The 20,302-nt window shown below is 59.9% G+C and carries 13 protein-coding genes; 11 read left to right on the forward strand and 2 right to left on the reverse strand.

The window, feature by feature from the left end:
- Positions 1-302: 302 nt before the first annotated feature.
- On the reverse strand, positions 303-2,750 hold the full coding sequence (locus CKW26_RS01350) for a penicillin-binding protein 1A (protein WP_095047204.1): 2,448 nt from the start codon (positions 2,748-2,750) through the stop codon (positions 303-305).
- A gap of 217 nt (positions 2,751-2,967) precedes the next feature.
- Here CKW26_RS01350 and CKW26_RS01355 point away from each other — a divergent pair, with 217 nt between their 5' ends.
- The 11 genes from CKW26_RS01355 to hemE all read left to right on the forward strand — a co-directional run bounded on the left by CKW26_RS01355 (position 2,968) and on the right by hemE (position 18,772).
- Entirely contained in the window at positions 2,968-4,032 is a 1,065-nt protein-coding gene (locus CKW26_RS01355) for a pilus assembly protein PilM (protein ID WP_093430076.1), read from the forward strand.
- Positions 4,032-4,598 (forward strand): PilN domain-containing protein, encoded by a 567-nt coding sequence (locus tag CKW26_RS01360; protein ID WP_095047205.1) that lies wholly within the window; start codon positions 4,032-4,034, stop codon positions 4,596-4,598. Before CKW26_RS01355 ends, CKW26_RS01360 begins: the two co-directional genes overlap by 1 nt.
- Positions 4,595-5,218 carry a type 4a pilus biogenesis protein PilO gene (gene pilO, locus CKW26_RS01365; protein WP_095047206.1) on the forward strand — a complete coding sequence of 208 codons (624 nt, stop codon included), beginning with the start codon at positions 4,595-4,597 and terminating at the stop codon, positions 5,216-5,218. The genes CKW26_RS01360 and pilO overlap by 4 nt, the downstream gene beginning before the upstream one ends.
- Complete coding sequence (locus CKW26_RS01370) at positions 5,215-5,742, forward strand: pilus assembly protein PilP (RefSeq protein ID WP_095047207.1); 528 nt, start codon at positions 5,215-5,217, stop codon at positions 5,740-5,742. Before pilO ends, CKW26_RS01370 begins: the two co-directional genes overlap by 4 nt.
- A gap of 13 nt (positions 5,743-5,755) precedes the next feature.
- Entirely contained in the window at positions 5,756-7,834 is a 2,079-nt protein-coding gene (gene pilQ, locus CKW26_RS01375) for a type IV pilus secretin PilQ family protein (RefSeq protein ID WP_095047208.1), read from the forward strand.
- 4 nt (positions 7,835-7,838) lie between these two features.
- Positions 7,839-8,357 (forward strand): shikimate kinase AroK, encoded by a 519-nt coding sequence (gene aroK / locus CKW26_RS01380; RefSeq protein WP_011332081.1) that lies wholly within the window; start codon positions 7,839-7,841, stop codon positions 8,355-8,357.
- Positions 8,358-8,509: 152 nt separating this feature from the next.
- A complete protein-coding gene (gene aroB / locus CKW26_RS01385; protein ID WP_093430081.1) occupies positions 8,510-9,610 on the forward strand; it encodes a 3-dehydroquinate synthase in 1,101 nt (366 codons plus the stop codon).
- A 10-nt stretch (positions 9,611-9,620) separates the two neighbouring features.
- Positions 9,621-11,210: an AAA family ATPase gene (locus CKW26_RS01390; RefSeq protein ID WP_095047209.1), complete on the forward strand. Its 1,590-nt coding sequence runs from the start codon at positions 9,621-9,623 to the stop codon at positions 11,208-11,210.
- 349 nt (positions 11,211-11,559) lie between these two features.
- Complete coding sequence (gltB, locus tag CKW26_RS01400; protein WP_095047210.1) at positions 11,560-16,005, forward strand: glutamate synthase large subunit; 4,446 nt, start codon at positions 11,560-11,562, stop codon at positions 16,003-16,005.
- 33 nt (positions 16,006-16,038) lie between these two features.
- Complete coding sequence (locus CKW26_RS01405; protein ID WP_007909438.1) at positions 16,039-17,457, forward strand: FAD-dependent oxidoreductase; 1,419 nt, start codon at positions 16,039-16,041, stop codon at positions 17,455-17,457.
- 247 nt (positions 17,458-17,704) lie between these two features.
- A complete protein-coding gene (gene hemE, locus CKW26_RS01410) occupies positions 17,705-18,772 on the forward strand; it encodes a uroporphyrinogen decarboxylase (protein ID WP_008077242.1) in 1,068 nt (355 codons plus the stop codon).
- A gap of 178 nt (positions 18,773-18,950) precedes the next feature.
- Here hemE and CKW26_RS01415 read toward each other — a convergent pair whose 3' ends face one another.
- Positions 18,951-20,225, reverse strand: coding sequence for an MFS transporter (locus CKW26_RS01415; protein WP_095047211.1), 1,275 nt, complete (start codon positions 20,223-20,225; stop codon positions 18,951-18,953).
- Positions 20,226-20,302: the final 77 nt, after the last annotated feature.

Below are 20,302 nucleotides of genomic sequence, written 5' to 3' on the forward strand. Positions count from 1 at the left end.
ACGAAAGCCCCGGCTCGTGAGAGTCGGGGTTTTTTATTGCCTGAAGATCAAGAACCCCCTCACCCTAGCCCTCTCCCAGGGGGAGAGGGGACTGATTGGGGGATGTTCGGGAGTTACGCCGACCTGAACGTATTGTTTTGAATCCATAATCGACACAGCTCTCTCAGGTCGATGTAGAGCGCTAGACAACTCGGTCAGTCCCCTCTCCCTCCGGGAGAGGGCTAGGGTGAGGGGCTCTAGATCTTCAGCCATAAAAAAGCCCCGCACATCTCACGAAGGCGGGGCTTTTTGCTACTTCAGGATCAGAACAGATCGATCGGCGCCTGCTCATCCGCTGGCAGCGGGCTGCCCGGTACGGCGCCATTACCCAGCTCATTCACCGACGGCGGCGTGTCTTCAGACTTGAACAGCTCGAAATACGCGCCCGGCGTACTCGGCGTCGCCGCACGGCCACTGACCGGATCCACGCGCAGACTCAGCAAACCTTCCGGCTCAGGCTGCACGTGCGGCGGCTTGTCCTTCAGCGCAGCCGACATGTAGTTCATCCAGATCGGCAGCGCCACAGTACCGCCGAACTCGCGACGACCGAGGCTTTCCGGCTGATCGAAGCCAGTCCAGACCGTGGTCACGTAGTCGGCGTTGTAACCGGAGAACCAGGCATCTTTCGATTCGTTGGTGGTACCGGTTTTGCCGGCGATATCGCTGCGGCCCATGGCCAGCGCGCGACGGCCGGTGCCGAGCTTGATCACGTCCTGCAACATGCTGTTGAGGATGTAAGTGGTGCGGCCATCGACAATTCGCTCAGCCACTGCCGGTGTTTGCGGCACGGCCGCGCTGCCCGGCGCCTCGCCCGCAACCGGTGTGGTGTTGACCGTAAACGAATCGGTGTGCGGTGCGGCGATACCGTCCGTCGCCGAACCGCCCTGAGGCACGGTTGGCGGGTTGGCGAGAAACAGCGTATCGCCATTACGGCTTTCGATCTTGTCGATGATGTACGGGGTGATCTTGTAACCGCCGTTGGCGAACGTACTCCAACCGGTCGCAATCTCCATCGGTGTCAGCGTTGCAGTACCCAGCGCCAGCGACAGGTTGGGCGGCAGATCCTGCTTGTTGAAGCCGAAACGGGTGATGTAGTCGATGGTCTTGCCTACGCCCATCGCCTGCAGCAAGCGGATCGACACCAGGTTACGCGACTTGTACAGCGCCTCACGCAGGCGGATCGGGCCGAGGAAGGTGTTGGTGTCGTTCTTCGGGCGCCAGACCTTGTCCAGATATTCGTCGACAAACACGATCGGCGCGTCGTTGACCAGCGTGGCGGCGGTGTAGCCGCTATCCAGCGCGGCACTGTAGACGAACGGCTTGAAGCTCGAGCCGGGCTGACGCTTGGCCTGCATCGCACGGTTGTAGTTGCTCTGTTCGAAGGCGAAACCGCCGACCAGCGAGCGAATCGCGCCGTTCTGCGGATCCAGCGACACCAGCGCACCTTGCGCCTGGGGGATCTGGCTGAACTTCAGTGAATTGTCTTTCTGACGCTGCACGCGAACCAGATCACCGACCGCCGCGACATCCGACGGCTGGCGCGGATTGGCGCCCATGCTGTTGGTGTTGAGGAACGGTCGTGCCCATTTCATGGTGTCCCAGGCGACGTGCTCTTCGCCGGTACGGGTCAGCACTTGCAGGCCGTTCTTGTCGACCTGGGTGACGATGGCCGGCTCCAGGCTGCTGATGGTGCGCTGCTTGGTAAGTTCACTTGCCCAGGCCTCACGGGTCTTGCCCGGCAGACGCGATTCGGGGCCACGGTAGCCGTGACGCTGGTCGTAGGTCATCAAACCTTCGTGCAGCGCGGTGTTGGCCATTTCCTGCAGGTTGCTCGGCACCGTGGTGGTGACGCGGAAACCTTCGGTGTAAGCGTCGCTGCCATAACGGCCGACCATCTCGGCACGAGCCATTTCAGCGATATACGGTGCATTCACTTCCGGGGTCGGCACGTGATAGCTGGCGTTCAGCGGTTCGTTGATCGCAGCGGTGTAGTCCGCTTCGCTGATCTTGCCAAGCTTGTACATGCGCCCGAGGATCCAGTCGCGGCGTTCTTTGCTGCGCGCCGGGTTGGCTAGCGGGTTGAAACGCGACGGGGCTTTCGGCAGGCCGGCGATCATCGCCATCTGCGCCAGGCTGACATCACGGATCGACTTGCCGTAATACACCTGCGCCGCTGCTTCGATGCCATAGGCGCGGTTGCCCAGATAGATCTTGTTCACGTACAGCTCAAGGATTTCATCCTTGGTCAGCTGTCGCTCGATCTGCAGGGCCAGAAGAATTTCGGTGGTTTTGCGCGAGAAGCTGCGTTCGCTAGTCAGGAAGAAGTTCTTCGCTACCTGCATGGTGATGGTGCTGCCGCCGGACTGAATGTGTCCGCTTTTGACCAGTTGGGTCGCGGCGCGCATCAGGCTGCTCGGATCGACGCCATAGTGGTTGGCGAAATTGTCGTCTTCAGCACTTAGTAACGCATTAATGAAATTGGGGGGAATGTCGGCGAAACGGATCGGTGTGCGGCGCATTTCGCCAAATTCGGCGATCAACTTGTTGTCGCTGGAGTAGACCCGCAGCGGAATCTGCAACTGAATGCTTCGCAGAGCCTCCACAGACGGCAAACCCGGACTAAGGTAAAGAAACGCGCCGCTGAGACCTAAAAGCAGTCCGCAGAAAACGGCGACGATGGACCAACCGAAAAATTTCAGCAGACGAATCAAGGCTTTTGGACATCCAGTGCAAAGAATGAATTTGGCGACGGGGCTCCGGCTACACACAGAACCATCCGCGCTTGCAGTAAAAAGCGGAAAAAAAACGCTGGGCATTATAAGCACTTTTCTGCTGGGGGCGTCATTTGCGCTTCTGTCAAGACGGGGTGAAGGAACGCAATGCGTATTACAGAGTCCGTAACTCACGGAAAGTCATAGGGAATTGGTAGTGCTGGGACTCTTCAATAAAAAGGCCAATACGTTACTGGGGATCGACATCAGTTCCACGTCAGTGAAGCTGCTGGAACTGAGCCGTCAGGGTGATCGCTACCGGGTCGAGGCGTATGCGGTAGAGCCATTGCCAGTCAACGCCGTGGTCGAAAAGAACATCGCCGAACTTGAAGGCGTGGGTCAGGCCCTGAGCCGTTTACTGGTCAAGGCGCGCACCGGGCTCAAGAGCGTGGCAGTCGCAGTGGCCGGTTCTGCCGTGATCACCAAGATCATCGAGATGGACGCCGGGCTGTCCGACGACGAGCTGGAAAACCAGCTGAAGATCGAGGCCGATCAGTACATTCCCTACCCGCTGGACGAAGTCGCCATCGATTTCGAAGTCCAGGGCGTGTCACCGCGCAACCCTGAGCGGGTCAATGTGTTGCTCGCTGCCTGTCGCAAGGAAAACGTCGAAGTTCGTGAAGCGGCGCTGGCCCTCGCCGGGCTGACCGCACGGGTAGTCGACGTCGAAGCCTATGCACTGGAGCGCTCGTTCGGCTTGCTGGCCACGCAACTGGCGGCTTCTCAGGAGCGTCTGACTGTCGCTGTGGTCGACATCGGCGCGACCATGACCACGCTCAGCGTCCTGCACAATGGCAAGATCATCTATACCCGCGAGCAATTGTTCGGCGGCCGGCAACTGACCGAGGAAATCCAGCGCCGCTATGGCCTGACCCTCGAACAAGCGGGGCTGGCGAAAAAACAGGGCGGTCTGCCCGATGATTACATCAGCGAGGTCTTGCAACCGTTTCGCGAGGCGCTGGTGCAGCAAGTGTCGCGCTCGCTGCAGTTCTTCTTCGCCTCCGGGCAATACAACGCGGTCGATCACATTCTGCTGGCCGGCGGCACGGCTTCAGTGCCCGGACTGGATCGGCTGATCGAGCAGCGCCTGAGCACGCCGACTCAAGTAGCCAACCCGTTTGCCAACATGGCCTTGAGCAGCAAGGTCAACGCCGGGGCTTTGGCCAGCGACGCGCCGGCGCTGATGATCGCCTGCGGGCTCGCGCTCAGGAGTTTCGACTGATGGCGCGGATCAACCTCCTACCCTGGCGCGAGGAGCGTCGCGAAGAACGGCGCAAACGCTTTCTGCTGGCCTTGATCGGCGTGGTGGTTGGCTCGGTCGGTGCGGTGCTGATTGCCGATCAGGTCATCAGCACCGCCATTGCACGACAAGTGGCGCGCAATGATTACATCGGCAAGCAGATTGCTGTGGTCGACGAACGGATCAAACAGATCAGCGATCTCAAGGCGCGTCGTCAGCAACTGGTCGAGCGCATGCGCATCATCCAGGACTTGCAGGGCAACCGGCAGATCAGTGGGCGAATCTTCGATCAACTGGCGCGCACGCTGCCGGACGGTGTGTATTTCACCGACGTGAAGATGGTTGGCAAAACCCTGTCGATCAGCGGTGCAGCCGAATCGAACAACCGGGTCTCCGAATTGATGCGCAATCTGGATGCTTCCGACTGGTTCGACGCGCCCAGTCTCAACGAGGTGAAGGCGACGACGGCGGGCCAGGTGGATCAGGCCAACACGTTTGAGTTGACCGTACGGCAGACCCAGCCCCGCACCGTGGAGGACGAGCAATGAAGCCGTCCGAATGGCTGGAAAGTCTGCGCGACATCGATTTCAACGACCTCGATACCAGCAACATCGGCTCATGGCCGGCAGCAGTGAAAGCCATCGCCGGGGCGCTGTTGATGGTGTTGGTCCTGGCGCTCGGTTATAACTTTTTCATCAGTGACCTGGAAAACCAACTCGAAGCCAAGCGCGAGGAAGAAGCCACGCTCAAGGAGCAGTTCGCCAGCAAGGCACGTCTTTCGGCCAACCTTGAGTTGTACACCCAACAAATGAAGGCGATGGAAAACACCTTTGGCGTGCTGTTGCGCCAATTGCCCAGTGACACCGAAGTGCCGGGCCTGCTCGAAGACATCACCCGCACGGGGCTGGGCAGCGGCCTGGAGTTCGAAGAGATCAAACTGCTGCCGGAGGTCACCCAGCAGTTTTACATCGAGCTGCCGATCCAGATCACCGTCACCGGTGCCTATCACGACCTTGCGACCTTCGTCAGTGGCGTGGCCGGGCTGCCACGCATTGTCACCTTGCACGATTTCGAACTCGCTCCTGCCGATAAAGAGGGCGGGCCGAAGCTGCGCATGAGCATCCTTGCCAAGACCTACCGGTATAACGATAAGGGGCTGCAGAAATGAGCCCGACTCGTTACATCGCTTTGTCGATGACGCTGCTCGCGTTGAACGGTTGTGGTGGCAGCAATGACTTCAGCGATCTTGATGCCTACTTGAATGAAGTACGCCTGCGCCCGGCAGGCAAGATTGAACCAACCCCGACATTCCGGTCTTACCCAACATTCACTTACAGCGCGGCCAACCTGCGCAGTCCGTTCTCGCGCCAGGTGCGGGTTGATCTGGCCGGGCAGAAACATGGCTCACGCAACGTCAAGCCCGATCCCAATCGGGTCAAGCAATACCTCGAAGGTTTCAACATCGAGCAGTTCGAGATGGTCGGCACGATTGCCAATGCTTCCGGCTCCTTTGCGTTGCTGCGCGGCGCTGGCGGCGTGCATCGGTTGAAGGTCGGCGATTACCTGGGGCGCAATGACGGTCGCATCGTCGCCATCAGCGCTACCCAGGTCGATGTCGTCGAAATCGTGCCCGACGGCGAAGGCGCCTGGCTGGAGCGTCCGCGCACCATTCCTTTGAAAGAGCACTCATAGTGGAAGTCGAACAATGAACAGGATTTTCTCCACCCTCGGTTTTTCGCTATGGATAGCGCTGATGTCACCGATGGTACTCGCGGCCAATCTGAAGACGCTCGACGTGGCGGCGTTGCCGGGTGATCGCGTCGAGCTGAAGTTGTCGTTCGACGGCCCGCCGCCACAACCCAAGGGCTACACCACCGAATCGCCGGCGCGGATTGCCCTGGACCTGCCCGGTGTCGCCAGTCAGTTGGCCAGCAAGAACCTCGATCTGGGCAGTGGCAATGCGCGCACCGCCACTGTGGTTGAGGCCAAGGAGCGTACGCGGCTGATTGTCAGCCTGACGCAATTGGCGCCTTACACCACGCGGGTCGAAGGCAATAACCTGTTCGTGGTGGTCGGTCAGGGCGCACCAGCAGCTGCGTCGCGCCCTGCAGCCGTTGCGCCCCGCACTACGGCTAAAGCGGCCGCACCCGCCAAGGCATTTGTGCCGAAAAGCCGGGCGATTCGCGGTGTGGACTTCCAGCGTGGTACGGCGGGGGAAGGCAATGTGGTCATCGACCTGTCCGATCCGACCATCGCCCCGGATATCCAGGAACATGACGGCAAGATCATCCTCAGCTTCGCGCGCACGCAGTTGCCGGACAAGTTGCGGGTACGCCTCGACGTCAAGGATTTCGCCACCCCGGTGCAGTTCGTCAATGCCGGAGTAACCGCTGATCGGACAGTTATTACGGTTGAACCCAGTGGCACCTACGAGTACTCCACCTTCCAGACTGACAACAAACTGACCGTCAGCATCCGCCCGATGACCGTCGATGACCTGCAAAAACGCAACGCTGACCGTCAGGCGTACGTCGGCGAAAAGCTCTCGCTGAACTTCCAGGACATTGATGTGCGCTCGGTGCTGCAACTGATCGCCGACTTCACCAACCTCAATTTGGTTGCCAGCGACACGGTGCAGGGTGGCATCACCTTGCGTCTGCAAAATGTGCCGTGGGATCAGGCCCTGGATCTGGTGTTGAAAACCAAAGGCCTGGATAAGCGCAAGATCGGCAATGTGCTGCTGGTGGCGCCGGCCGATGAAATCGCTGCCCGCGAGCGTCAGGAACTGGAGTCGCAGAAGCAGATCGCCGAACTGGCGCCGTTGCGCCGCGAGCTGCTACAGGTGAACTACGCCAAAGCCGCGGACATCGCCAAGCTGTTCCAGTCGGTGACCAGTGCCGAGGCGAAAATCGATGAGCGCGGTTCGATTACCGTTGATGAGCGCACCAACAACATCATTGCCTACCAGACTCAGGATCGCCTCGACGAACTGCGGCGGATCGTGGCGCAACTGGATATTCCGGTGCGTCAGGTGATGATCGAAGCACGGATTGTCGAGGCCAACGTCGATTACGACAAAAGTCTGGGCGTGCGCTGGGGCGGCTCGATCCAGAACAAGGGCAACTGGAACGCTTCCGGGGTCAACGGTTCATCGACCACCATTGGTACGCCGGGCAGTACCAGCACCAATTCGCCGTTCGTCGACATGGGCACTGTGGGTAATACATCGGGGATCGGCATTGCCTTCATTACCGACAACGTCCTGCTTGATCTTGAGCTGACTGCCATGGAGAAGACCGGCAACGGCGAAATCGTCTCGCAGCCGAAGGTTGTCACCTCCGACAAGGAAACCGCAAAAATCCTCAAAGGCACCGAGATTCCGTATCAGGAAGCCAGCTCCAGCGGCGCGACGTCGGTGTCGTTCAAGGAGGCCTCGCTGTCGCTGGAAGTCACCCCGCAGATCACCCCGGACAACCGCATCATCATGGAGGTCAAGGTCACCAAGGACGAACCGGATTACCTGAACAAAGTGCAGGATGTGCCGCCGATCAAGAAAAACGAGGTCAACGCCAAGGTACTAGTCAATGACGGCGAAACCATCGTGATTGGCGGTGTTTTCTCAAATACTCAAAGCAAGGTCGTAGATAAGGTGCCATTTCTTGGCGATGTGCCGTATCTTGGCCGCCTTTTCCGGCGTGATGTGGTATCGGAGAAAAAATCCGAGCTGCTGGTATTTCTCACACCACGTATCATGAATAACCAGGCGATTGCTGTGAGTCGTTGATTCTGTGCGAAATTTGATTCTTGTAGGACCGATGGGTGCTGGCAAAAGCACCATCGGCCGGTTACTGGCCAAAGAGCTGCGCCTGCCGTTCAAAGATTCCGACAAGGAAATTGAATTGCGCACGGGCGCCAATATCCCGTGGATCTTCGACAAGGAAGGCGAACCCGGCTTTCGTGACCGTGAGCAGGCGATGATCGCCGAGCTGTGCGCGTTCGATGGCGTGGTGTTGGCGACCGGCGGTGGCGCAGTCATGCGCGATGCCAATCGCAAGGCCCTGCATGAGGGTGGGCGAGTGGTGTATCTGCACGCCTCTGTGGAGCAGCAGGTCGGCCGCACGTCGCGCGATCGCAACCGGCCGTTGCTGCGTACTGCCAATCCGGAAAAAACCCTGCGTGACCTGCTGGCGATCCGCGATCCGCTTTATCGGGAAATTGCCGATCTGGTGGTGGAAACCGACGAGCGGCCGCCACGTATGGTGGTGCTCGACATTCTCGATCGTCTGGCGCAGCTTCCTCCCCGTTAAAGCAGCGCTCGAAATGCGCTATCCTCGGCGTCCTGTCACAGTCCGCCGAGGTTGTGGCGGATGGCGTGCAAGCGGCGTCATACCCGCTATAGGCCGCAGATAACCAATAATTCAGGGCAGGACGCCTGCTTCCATCTTCACTGTGGGGACACATGCAGACACTCAAGGTCGATCTAGGCGAGCGCAGCTACCCGATTCATATTGGCGAAGGTTTGTTGGATCAGCCCGAGCTGCTGGCTCCGCATATCCATGGGCGGCAGGTGGCAATCATCTCCAACGAGACCGTTGCGCCGCTCTATCTTGAACGTCTGACCCGCAGCCTGGCGCAGTTCTCGGTGATCTCCGTGGTGTTGCCGGACGGCGAAGCCTTCAAGAACTGGGAAACCCTGCAACTGATCTTCGACGGTCTGCTGACTGCCCGTCATGACCGCCGTACCACCGTGATCGCTCTTGGCGGCGGTGTGATCGGTGACATGGCCGGTTTTGCCGCTGCCTGTTACCAGCGCGGCGTCGACTTCATCCAAATTCCGACGACATTGCTGTCCCAGGTCGATTCTTCGGTGGGCGGCAAGACCGGTATCAACCATCCACTAGGCAAGAACATGGTTGGCGCGTTCTACCAGCCGAACGTGGTGCTGATCGATACGGCGTCCCTGAAAACCCTGCCAGAGCGCGAACTGTCTGCCGGTCTGGCCGAAGTCATCAAGTACGGGCTGATCTGCGACGAGCCGTTCCTGACCTGGCTCGAAGAAAACGTCGATGCCCTGCGCGCGCTGGACCAGAAAGCCCTGACTTACGCGATCGAGCGCTCTTGCGCGGCCAAGGCTGCGGTGGTTGGCGCCGATGAGAAAGAAACCGGCGTACGTGCCACGCTCAACCTCGGCCACACTTTCGGCCACGCCATCGAAACCCACATGGGCTATGGTGTCTGGTTGCACGGGGAAGCGGTCGCGGCTGGCACCGTGATGGCGCTGGAGATGTCCGCTCGTCTGGGCTGGATCAGTGACGAGGAGCGTGATCGCGGTATTCGTCTGTTCCAGCGCGCCGGCTTGCCAGTGGTGCCGCCGACTGAAATGACCGAAGCCGATTTTCTTCAACACATGGCAATCGACAAAAAAGTGATCGACGGTCGTCTGCGCCTGGTGCTGCTGCGCCGGATGGGCGAAGCGGTAGTGACCGACGATTATCCGAAAGAGGTTCTACAGGCCACGCTGGGAGCGGATTACCGCGCCCTGGCTCAGCTTAAAGGTTGAAAAGATTCCAATGACTAGTTTGCATGCCGACGAGGCGTTCCTCGGCCATTTCCAGTTAAGTCACGACCCGTTCGCGCCACGCGTGCCGGGCTTCAAGTTCTTCCCGGCTCAGCGCAAACCGGTGCTGGGTCAACTGCATCATCTGGCGCGTTACAGCCAGTTGCTGCTGGTGGTCACCGGCCCGCAAGGCAGCGGCAAGACGTTGCTGCGTCAGGCGCTGGTCGCCAGCACCAACAAGCAGTCGGTGCAGAGCGTGGTGGTTTCCGCCCGTGGCGCCGGTGATGCTGCCGGTGTGTTGCGCCAGGTGGCGCAGGCGCTGAACGTCGCTCAGGCCGAAGTTGGCGCGATTCTGGATCAAGTGGTGCAACTCGCACTGACCGGCCAGGAAGTCTATCTGTTGGTGGACGACGCTGAGCAGCTCGACGAGTCCGCTCTCGAAGCGCTGATGGCGCTGGGTGCCGGCGCACCGGAAGGTCGCCCGCATGTGTTCCTGTTCGGTGAATCGTCGCTGATCGCTCAGCTCGAGGCTTTGCACCTTGAGGAAGAGCGTTTCCACGTCATCGAGCTGCAGCCGTACACCGAAGAAGAGACCCGCGAATATCTCGACCAACGGCTCGAAGGTGCCGGCCGGGGTGTCGAACTTTTCAGCGCAGATCAGATCTCTGATATTCACGAAAGTGCCGAGGGTTGGCCGGGCAACATCAACCAGGTCGCTCGCGATGCTCTGATCGAAGTCATGATTGCCAGCCGCTCTGCGGTCAAGCGTCCAAGTATGGGGTTCAACATGCCGAAGAAACACGTATTGGCGATTTCCGCCGTCGTTGTGGTCGCGGTCGCCGCCGCCTGGTTGATGCCGGGTCGCAATAAGGCGCCAACCACCGGCGCTCCTGCCAATGAACAGGCACAGTTGCCATTGGGGCAGGGTGCCAATGGCGGCGCACCGAACGTCGAGTTCGCCGGCAATACGCAACCGATGCCGTTGCCGCTGGTCGGTAACTCCCAGCCGGTCATGCGCGGCCCGCTGGCTGAAGCCGCTGGCGGTATTACCGAAGGCGACGACGGTGTGCCTCTGGAAGGCTCCAGCGCCACACCACCAACCGTGACCACTTCGGCGCCACCGGCAGGTGTTCCCGCAGGTCCTGCGCCAACACCGGTGCCAGTTCCGGCGGCCAAACCGACTCCTGCGCCAACACAAGTCGCCACCGCCAAGCCTGCTCCGGCAGCGCCAGCGACGAAACCGGCTCCAGCGCCGGCCAAGCCCGTCGCCGCTACGAAACCGGCCGAGAAGCCTGTGACCGTCGCCAAAGCCGCCGGTGGCAGCTGGTATGCCGGTCAGCCGACCGGTAATTACGTGGTGCAGATCCTCGGCACCAGCTCTGAAGCGGCAGCGCAAAACTTCGTCAAAGAGCAGGGCGGCGAGTACCGTTATTTCAAGAAAGTCCTCAACGGCAAACCGCTTTACGTGATCACCTACGGCAACTTCGCCAATCGTGATGCAGCCGTTTCTGCCATCAAGGCCTTGCCAGCGAAGGTTCAGGCTGGTAAACCTTGGCCTCGCACTGTCGCCAGCGTCCAACAGGAACTGGCAACAACTCGCTGAAGATTCGGCGGCCTTACCCAGGCCGCCTCTCCAAGCACCTCAAAATTTCTACGAGTGCGCGCTTCCTTCCAGGTCGCGTGCCTTGTGGTGTCTGCGTCACAGTAGTCTTTGAGTCGTTGCGGTCAAAATTAAAAAAGTTTTGACTAGCACAGCAGATCGCTTTAAACCTTTCACAAATGCGACATGAATTTGCGACATTTCGTCGTCAAATTTGTGAGCCTCTGTGTCGCTGTGTACAATGACCACCCTTTTGCCCCCGCGAAGCCGGCGTACGTTCGGCGCAGGATGCAAGTGGTTGAATTGAAAAGAAATTTGCCTCGAAAAGAGGCAGCCTGGTGAGAAAGTGTCTATGAAAGCAGGTCTGTACCAACCAGATGAATTCAAGGATAACTGCGGTTTCGGCCTGATAGCCCATATGCAGGGCGAGCCCAGTCATACCCTTTTGCAAACGGCCATTGAGGCCCTGACCTGCATGACCCACCGCGGTGGGATTAATGCCGACGGCAAGACCGGTGACGGTTGCGGTCTGCTGATTCAAAAACCTGATGCGTTCCTGCGCGCCATTGCCCAGGAAACCTTCAGCGTCGAGCTGCCCAAGCAATACGCGGTGGGCATGGTTTTCTTCAACCAGGATCCGGCCAAGGCCGAAGCCGCTCGCGAGAACATGAACCGCGAGATCCTCGCTGAAGGCCTGCAACTGATCGGCTGGCGCAAAGTGCCCATCGACACCAGCGTCCTCGGCCGCCTGGCCCTTGAGCGCCTGCCGCAGATCGAGCAGGTGTACATCGGTGGTGAAGGCCTGAGCGATCAGGACATGGCGGTCAAGCTGTTCAGCGCCCGTCGTCGTTCGTCGGTGTCTAACGCCGTCGACTCCGACCACTACATCTGCAGCTTTTCGCACAAGACCATCATCTATAAAGGCCTGATGATGCCGGCCGACCTGGCCGCGTTCTATCCGGACCTGAGTGACGAGCGCCTGCAAACCGCGATTTGCGTTTTCCACCAGCGCTTCTCCACCAACACCCTGCCGAAATGGCCGCTGGCTCAGCCATTCCGCTTCCTCGCCCACAACGGCGAGATCAACACCATTACCGGTAACCGTAACTGGGCGCAGGCCCGTCGGACCAAGTTCACCAACGATCTGATGGATCTGGAAGAACTCGGCCCGCTGGTCAACCGTGTCGGTTCCGACTCCTCGAGCATGGACAACATGCTCGAACTGATGGTCACCGGTGGCATCGACCTGTTCCGTGGTGTGCGGATGATCATTCCACCTGCGTGGCAGAACGTCGAAACCATGGACCCGGATCTGCGTGCGTTCTACGAGTACAACTCGATGCACATGGAGCCGTGGGACGGCCCAGCTGGCGTAGTAATGACCGACGGTCGCTACGCGGTGTGCCTGCTCGACCGTAACGGTCTGCGTCCGGCACGCTGGGTCACCACCACCAACGGTTTCATCACCCTCGCCTCGGAAATCGGCGTGTGGGATTACAAGCCTGAAGACGTGATTGCCAAGGGCCGTGTCGGCCCTGGCCAGATCTTTGCCGTGGACACCGAAACCGGGCAGATCCTCGATACCGATGCGATCGACAACCGTCTGAAATCCCGTCATCCGTACAAGCAATGGCTGCGCAAGAATGCCCTGCGCATTCAGGCGACCATGGAAGACAACGATCACGGTTCGGCGTTTTACGACGTTGATCAGCTCAAGCAATACATGAAGATGTATCAGGTCACGTTCGAAGAGCGCGATCAGGTCCTGCGTCCGCTCGGCGAACAAGGCTACGAAGCCGTTGGCTCGATGGGCGATGACACGCCGATGGCCGTGCTCTCGCAGCGTGTGCGCACGCCGTACGACTATTTCCGCCAGCAGTTCGCGCAGGTCACCAACCCGCCGATCGACCCGCTGCGTGAAGCGATCGTGATGTCGCTGGAAATCTGCCTCGGTGCCGAGCGCAACATTTTCCAGGAGTCGCCGGAACACGCTTCGCGCGTGATCCTCAGCTCGCCGGTGATTTCGCCGGCCAAGTGGCGCTCGCTGATGAACCTCGACCGCCCGGGTTTCGAACGGGCGATCATCGACCTCAACTACGACGAAAGCGTTGGCCTCGAAGCGGCGATCCGCAACGTTGCCGATCAGGCTGAAGAAGCCGTGCGTGCCGGTCGGACCCAGATCGTTCTGAGCGACCGCCATATTGCCCCGGGCAAACTGCCGATCCACGCTTCGCTGGCGACCGGCGCGGTACACCACCGCCTGACCGAAAAAGGCCTGCGCTGCGATTCCAACATCCTGGTTGAAACCGCAACCGCGCGCGATCCGCATCACTTTGCGGTGCTGATCGGCTTCGGCGCCTCGGCGGTCTATCCGTTCCTGGCCTACGAGGTGCTGGGCGACCTGATCCGTACCGGTGAAGTGCTGGGCGACCTCTACGAGGTGTTCAAGAACTACCGCAAAGGCATCACCAAAGGTCTGCTGAAGATCTTGTCGAAAATGGGCATCTCGACCATCGCTTCGTACCGCGGTGCGCAGTTGTTCGAAGCCATCGGCCTGTCCGAAGAAGTGTGCGACCTGAGCTTCCGTGGCGTGCCGAGCCGCATCAAGGGTGCGCGTTTCGTCGACATCGAAGCCGAGCAGAAAGCGCTGGCCACCGAAGCCTGGAGTCCGCGCAAGCCGATCCAGCAGGGCGGTCTGCTGAAGTTCGTCCACGGTGGCGAATATCACGCGTACAACCCGGACGTGGTCAACACCCTGCAGGCCGCCGTGCAGCAGGGCGACTACGCCAAGTTCAAGGAATACACCTCGCTGGTGGACAACCGTCCGGTGTCGATGATCCGCGACCTGTTCAAGGTCAAGACCCTCGACAAGCCGCTGGACATCAGTGAAATCGAGCCGCTGGAATCGGTGCTCAAGCGCTTCGACTCCGCTGGTATCTCGCTGGGCGCCTTGTCGCCGGAAGCTCACGAAGCCCTGGCCGAAGCCATGAACCGTCTCGGTGCGCGTTCCAACTCCGGCGAAGGTGGTGAAGATCCGGCGCGTTACGGCACCATCAAGAGCTCGAAAATCAAGCAAGTCGCGACTGGCCGTTTCGGGGTAACCCCGGAATACCTGGTCAACGCTGAAGTGCTGCAGATCAAGGTCGCGCAAGGCGCCAAGCCGGGCGAGGGCGGGCAACTGCCGGGCGGTAAAGTGAACGGTTTGATCGCCAAGCTGCGTTACGCAGTGCCGGGCGTGACCCTGATTTCGCCGCCGCCGCACCACGACATCTATTCGATCGAAGACTTGTCGCAGCTGATTTTTGACCTGAAGCAGGTCAACCCGAAAGCACTGGTTTCGGTCAAATTGGTAGCCGAAGCAGGCGTCGGCACCATCGCCGCCGGTGTGGCCAAGGCCTATGCGGACTTGATCACCATCTCCGGCTACGACGGTGGCACCGGTGCTTCGCCGCTGACCTCGATCAAATACGCAGGCGCTCCGTGGGAACTCGGTCTCGCCGAAACCCACCAGACCCTGCGCGGCAACGACCTGCGCGGCAAAGTCCGGGTGCAGACCGACGGTGGCCTGAAAACCGGCCTCGACGTGATCAAGGCAGCGATCCTCGGCGCCGAAAGCTTCGGCTTCGGTACTGCGCCGATGATCGCGCTGGGCTGCAAATACCTGCGCATCTGCCACCTGAACAACTGCGCCACCGGCGTCGCGACTCAGAACGAGAAGCTGCGCAAGGATCACTACATCGGTACCGTCGACATGGTGGTGAATTTCTTCACCTACGTCGCCGAGGAAACCCGTGAGTGGCTGGCCAAGCTCGGCGTACGCTCCCTCGAAGAGTTGATCGGTCGCACCGATCTGCTGGAAATCCTCGAAGGCCAGACCGCCAAGCAAAACCATCTGGATCTGACGCCGCTGTTGGGCAGCGATCACATTCCGGCAGACAAGCCACAGTTCTGCGGCGTTGAGCGCAACCCGCCGTTCGACCAGGGCCTGCTGGCCGAGAAAATGGTCGAGATGGCGTCGTCGGCGATCAACGACATGAGCGGCGCCGAGTTCGATCTGGATATCTGCAACTGCGACCGTTCGATCGGCGCGCGGATCTCCGGCGAAATCGCCCGCAAGCACGGCAACCAGGGCATGGCGAAAGCGCCGATCACCTTCCGCTTCAAAGGCACTGCCGGTCAGAGCTTCGGTGTGTGGAACGCCGGCGGTCTGAACATGTACCTGGAAGGTGACGCCAACGACTACGTCGGCAAAGGCATGACCGGTGGCAAGCTGACCATCGTGCCGCCGAAGGGCAGCGTTTACAAAACTCAGGAAAGCGCCATCATCGGCAACACCTGCCTGTATGGCGCGACCGGCGGCAAGTTGTTCGCCGCCGGCACCGCAGGCGAGCGTTTCGCCGTGCGCAACTCCGGTGCCCACACGGTTGTGGAAGGCACTGGCGATCACTGCTGTGAGTACATGACCGGTGGTTTTGTCTGCGTTCTGGGCAAGACCGGTTACAACTTCGGCTCTGGCATGACCGGTGGTTTCGCCTACGTGCTCGACCAGGACAACACCTTCGTTGACCGGGTCAACCACGAACTGGTGGAAATCCAGCGGATCAGCGGCGAAGCGATGGAGGCTTATCGCAGCCACCTGCAAAACGTGCTGAACGAGTACGTCGCCGAAACCGACAGCGAGTGGGGTCGTGAACTCGCCGAGAACCTCGATGACTACTTGCGCCGTTTCTGGCTGGTCAAGCCGAAGGCTGCCAACCTGAAATCGTTGCTTTCCAGCACTCGTGCCAACCCGCAGTGATATGCGCCTGAAGAGTTTGATGAGGTTTTAACAATGGCTGAACGTCTGAATAACGACTTCCAGTTCATCGATGTCGGGCGCAAAGATCCGAAGAAGAAACTGTTGCGTCAACGCAAGAAAGAGTTCGTCGAGATCTACGAACCGTTCAAACCCCAGCAGTCGGCCGATCAGGCCCACCGCTGCCTGGGTTGCGGCAACCCGTATTGCGAATGGAAGTGCCCGGTGCACAACTTCATTCCCAACTGGTTGAAGCTGGTGGCCGAGGGCAACATCCTCCAGGCCGCCGAACTGTCGCACCAGACCAACACCTTGCCGGAAGTCTGCGGCCGGGTGTGCCCGCAGGATCGTCTGTGCGAGGGTGCCTGCACCCTTAACGACGGTTTCGGCGCGGTGACCATCGGTTCGGTCGAGAAGTACATCACCGACACCGCGTTCGCCATGGGCTGGCGCCCGGACATGTCCAAGGTCAAACCGACCGGCAAACGTGTCGCCATCATCGGCGCGGGCCCGGCGGGTCTGGGTTGTGCCGACGTGCTGGTACGCGGCGGCGTGACCCCTGTGGTGTTCGACAAGAACCCGGAAATCGGCGGTCTGCTGACCTTCGGCATCCCCGAGTTCAAGCTGGAAAAGACCGTGCTGAGCAATCGTCGCGAAGTCTTCACCGGCATGGGCATCGAGTTCCGTCTGAATACCGAAGTCGGCAAAGACGTGACCATGGAACAACTGCTCGCCGAATACGATGCGGTGTTCATGGGCATGGGCACCTACACCTACATGAAGGGCGGTTTTGCCGGTGAGGATCTGCCGGGCGTGTATGACGCGCTGGACTTCCTGATCGCCAACGTCAATCGCAACCTGGGCTTTGAAAAGTCGCCGGAAGATTTCGTCGACATGAAAGGCAAGAAGGTTGTGGTGCTCGGCGGCGGCGACACGGCGATGGACTGCAACCGCACGTCGATCCGTCAGGGCGCCAAGTCGGTGACCTGCGCTTATCGTCGTGACGAAGCGAACATGCCCGGCTCGCGCAAAGAGGTGAAGAACGCCAAGGAAGAAGGCGTGAAATTCCTCTACAACCGCCAGCCGATCGCCATCGTCGGCGAAGACAAGGTTGAAGGCGTGAAAGTGGTCGAGACCCGTCTCGGCGAACCGGACGCCCGTGGCCGTCGCAGCCCAGAGCCGATCCCGGGTTCCGAAGAGATCATCCCGGCTGATGCCGTGGTCATCGCCTTCGGTTTCCGCCCGAGCCCGGCGCCGTGGTTCGAACAGTTCGAGATCCAGACCGACAGCCAGGGCCGCGTTGTTGCGCCTGAGCAAGGTCAGTACAAGCACCAGACCAGCAATCCGAAAATCTTCGCCGGTGGCGACATGGTGCGCGGTTCCGACCTGGTGGTGACGGCAATCTTCGAAGGGCGCAATGCTGCCGAAGGGATCCTTGATTACCTGGGCGTCTAAACCCGTCTAGCTGACTGCAATGCAATACCTGTGGGAGCTGGCTTGCCAGCGATAGCATCACCTCGGTCAATCTGACAAAACGAGGTGTCTGCATCGCTGGCAAGCCAGCTCCCACAGTGCGTTGTGTTGCTGCAAAATCAGCATTCCAACGCAATAAATTGACCCGATAGACAAAAGGCTGACCTGCATCCGTGCCTTTTGCGTCGCGCTCTGAGAAAATGCCCGCACTTTTTTTCCGGATGCCGACATGACTGCCCTGAAGAACGACCGTTTCCTCCGCGCCCTGCTCAAGCAACCCGTTGACGTCACCCCGGTGTGGATGATGCGCCAGGCCGGCCGCTACCTGCCGGAATACCGCGCCAGCCGCGCCCAGGCCGGTGATTTCATGAGCCTGTGCATGAATCCGGAATTCGCCTGCGAAGTCACGATGCAACCGCTCGACCGCTATCCACAACTGGACGCGGCGATTCTGTTTTCCGACATCCTCACCATCCCCGATGCCATGGGCCAGGGCCTGTACTTCGAGACCGGTGAAGGTCCGCGCTTCAAGAAAGTCGTCAGCACCCTCGCTGACATCGAAGCCTTGCCAATCCCTGATCCGCACAAAGACCTCGGCTATGTGATGGACGCAGTCAGCACCATCCGTCGCGAGCTGAACGGCCGTGTGCCGTTGATCGGTTTCTCCGGCAGCCCGTGGACCCTGGCGACCTACATGGTTGAAGGCGGTTCGTCGAAAGACTTCCGCAAGACCAAGGCGATGCTCTACGACAACCCGCAAGCCATGCACCTGCTGCTGGATAAACTGGCGCAGTCGGTGACCTCATACCTCAACGGTCAGATCATGGCCGGCGCGCAAGCGGTGCAGATCTTCGACACCTGGGGCGGTAACCTGTCGGCGGCGGCGTATCAGGAGTTCTCGCTGGCCTACATGAAGAAGATCGTCAGCGGCCTGATCCGCGAGCACGACGGTCGCAAAGTGCCGGTGATCCTCTTCACCAAGAACGGCGGCCTGTGGCTGGAAAGCATCGCCGAGGCGGGTGCCGACGCCCTGGGCCTGGACTGGACCTGCGACATCGGCAACGCCCGCGCCCGTGTCGGCGACAAGGTTGCGCTGCAAGGCAACATGGACCCGACCGTGCTTTACGCAAAACCGGAAGCGATCCGCACTGAAGTCGGGCGCATTCTGGCCAGCTATGGCAAGGGCAGTGGCCATGTGTTCAACCTCGGTCACGGCATCACGCCTGAGGTTGATCCGGAACATGCCGGTGCGTTCCTGCGCGCGGTGCATGAGCTGTCGGCGCAGTATCACGAGTGATCGCCACACCATAAAAAACGCCCGGCTAAATGCCGGGCGTTTTTGTTTCCACGATTCAACGTCGTACGCAGATCAATTGTAGGAGTGAGCCTGCTCGCGATAGCGGTGAGCCAGTCGCCCAATATGTTGGCTGACACACCGCTATCGCGAGCAGGCTCACTCCTACATGGGTTGCGCTTCAGGCTTTGACACCGCTGAGTGGCGGCAACTTCGCCAGTTTCAACGCCACCAACAGCGCGATCAGCAACAGCGCACCAATAAACAAACCAATCCCGTTCCAGCCTCCGAGATGCCAGAACACCCCGCCCGCCGTGCCGGCAATGCTCGACCCGGCGTAATAACTGAACAGGTACAACGACGACGCCTGGCCCTTGGCCTTGGTCGCGCGTCGACCGATCCAGCTACTTGCCACCGAGTGCGCACCAAAGAAACCAAAGGTGAAAATCAACATGCCGACAATCACCAGTAACAGTGGCGTAAACATCGTCAAGGCAAGGCCGGCGAACATCAGCGCAATGGTCGCCCACAACACTTTGCGTCGCCCCAGTTTGTCTGCCAGCGAGCCAATTTTCGCCGAGCTGTAGATCCCCGACAGATACACCACCGACAGCAAGCCCACGAACACCTGATCAAGGTTGTACGGTGCGGCCAGCAAGCGATAACCGATGTAGTTGAACAGCGTGACAAACGCGCCCATCAACACGAACGCTTCAAGAAACAGCAGCGGCAGACCGGCATCGCGAAAGTGCATGGTGAAGCCGTCGAGCAGACTGCGCGGGTGCAGCGAGCGTGAACGGAAGTTGCGCGACTCGGGAAGGATCTTCCAGAACACCGCTGCGGCAATCATCGCCAGACCGCCAATCACCAGCATCGCCGTGTGCCAGCTGACAAAATCGATCAGCACGCCGGTGATCAAGCGCCCGCTCATCCCGCCAATGGCGTTGCCACCGATGTACAAACCCATCGCCAGACCGATGTGTTGCGGATGGATCTCTTCACTCAGATAGGTCATCGCCACCGCTGCCAGACCGCTCAACGACAGCCCGATCAGCGCGCGCATGATCAGCACACCTTCCCAGCTCGGCATCATTGCGCTGGCCATGGTGCACAGCGCCGCTGCGAACAGCGCAGTCACCATCACCGGTTTGCGCCCGACCCGATCAGAGATCGGTCCGGTGATCAGCAGGCCGATGGCGAGCATGCCGGTCGCCACCGAGAGGATCAGGCTGCTCTGCGCCGCATTGATCCCGTACTCGTGGGACAGCAGCGGCATCATCGGCTGTACGCAATACAACAGGGCAAACGTCGCGAAGCCGCCGCTGAACAGCGCCAGCACCGTGCGCATGAACATCGGCGTGCCTTTTTCAATGTAGATCTCTTGCAGCTCGGCGACGACATCGTCGGCTGCAGCAGGCGGGACTTCATGGGCTAGGGGCGCGACAGCAGTTTTCACTTCAGACCTCGGAGGGCACGGCCAGGCAGGCAATGAAAAAATCATATAGCTGGCTAATGTTTCTATCCAATATATTG

Source organism: Pseudomonas sp. Irchel s3h9, assembly GCF_900187475.1.
Taxonomy (GTDB): Bacteria; Pseudomonadota; Gammaproteobacteria; order Pseudomonadales; family Pseudomonadaceae; genus Aquipseudomonas; species Aquipseudomonas neuropathica.

Bases quoted from the DNA above. Each gene is read 5' to 3' on its own strand.
- CKW26_RS01360 (WP_095047205.1), top strand. From the start codon at position 4,032: ATGGCGCGGATCAACCTCCTACCCTGGCGCGAGGAGCGTCGCGAAGAA.
- pilO (WP_095047206.1), top strand. From the start codon at position 4,595: ATGAAGCCGTCCGAATGGCTGGAAAGTCTGCGCGACATCGATTTCAAC.
- CKW26_RS01370 (WP_095047207.1), top strand. From the start codon at position 5,215: ATGAGCCCGACTCGTTACATCGCTTTGTCGATGACGCTGCTCGCGTTG.
- pilQ (WP_095047208.1), top strand. From the start codon at position 5,756: ATGAACAGGATTTTCTCCACCCTCGGTTTTTCGCTATGGATAGCGCTG.
- aroB (WP_093430081.1), top strand. From the start codon at position 8,510: ATGCAGACACTCAAGGTCGATCTAGGCGAGCGCAGCTACCCGATTCAT.
- CKW26_RS01390 (WP_095047209.1), top strand. From the start codon at position 9,621: ATGACTAGTTTGCATGCCGACGAGGCGTTCCTCGGCCATTTCCAGTTA.
- gltB (WP_095047210.1), top strand. From the start codon at position 11,560: ATGAAAGCAGGTCTGTACCAACCAGATGAATTCAAGGATAACTGCGGT.
- CKW26_RS01405 (WP_007909438.1), top strand. From the start codon at position 16,039: ATGGCTGAACGTCTGAATAACGACTTCCAGTTCATCGATGTCGGGCGC.
- hemE (WP_008077242.1), top strand. From the start codon at position 17,705: ATGACTGCCCTGAAGAACGACCGTTTCCTCCGCGCCCTGCTCAAGCAA.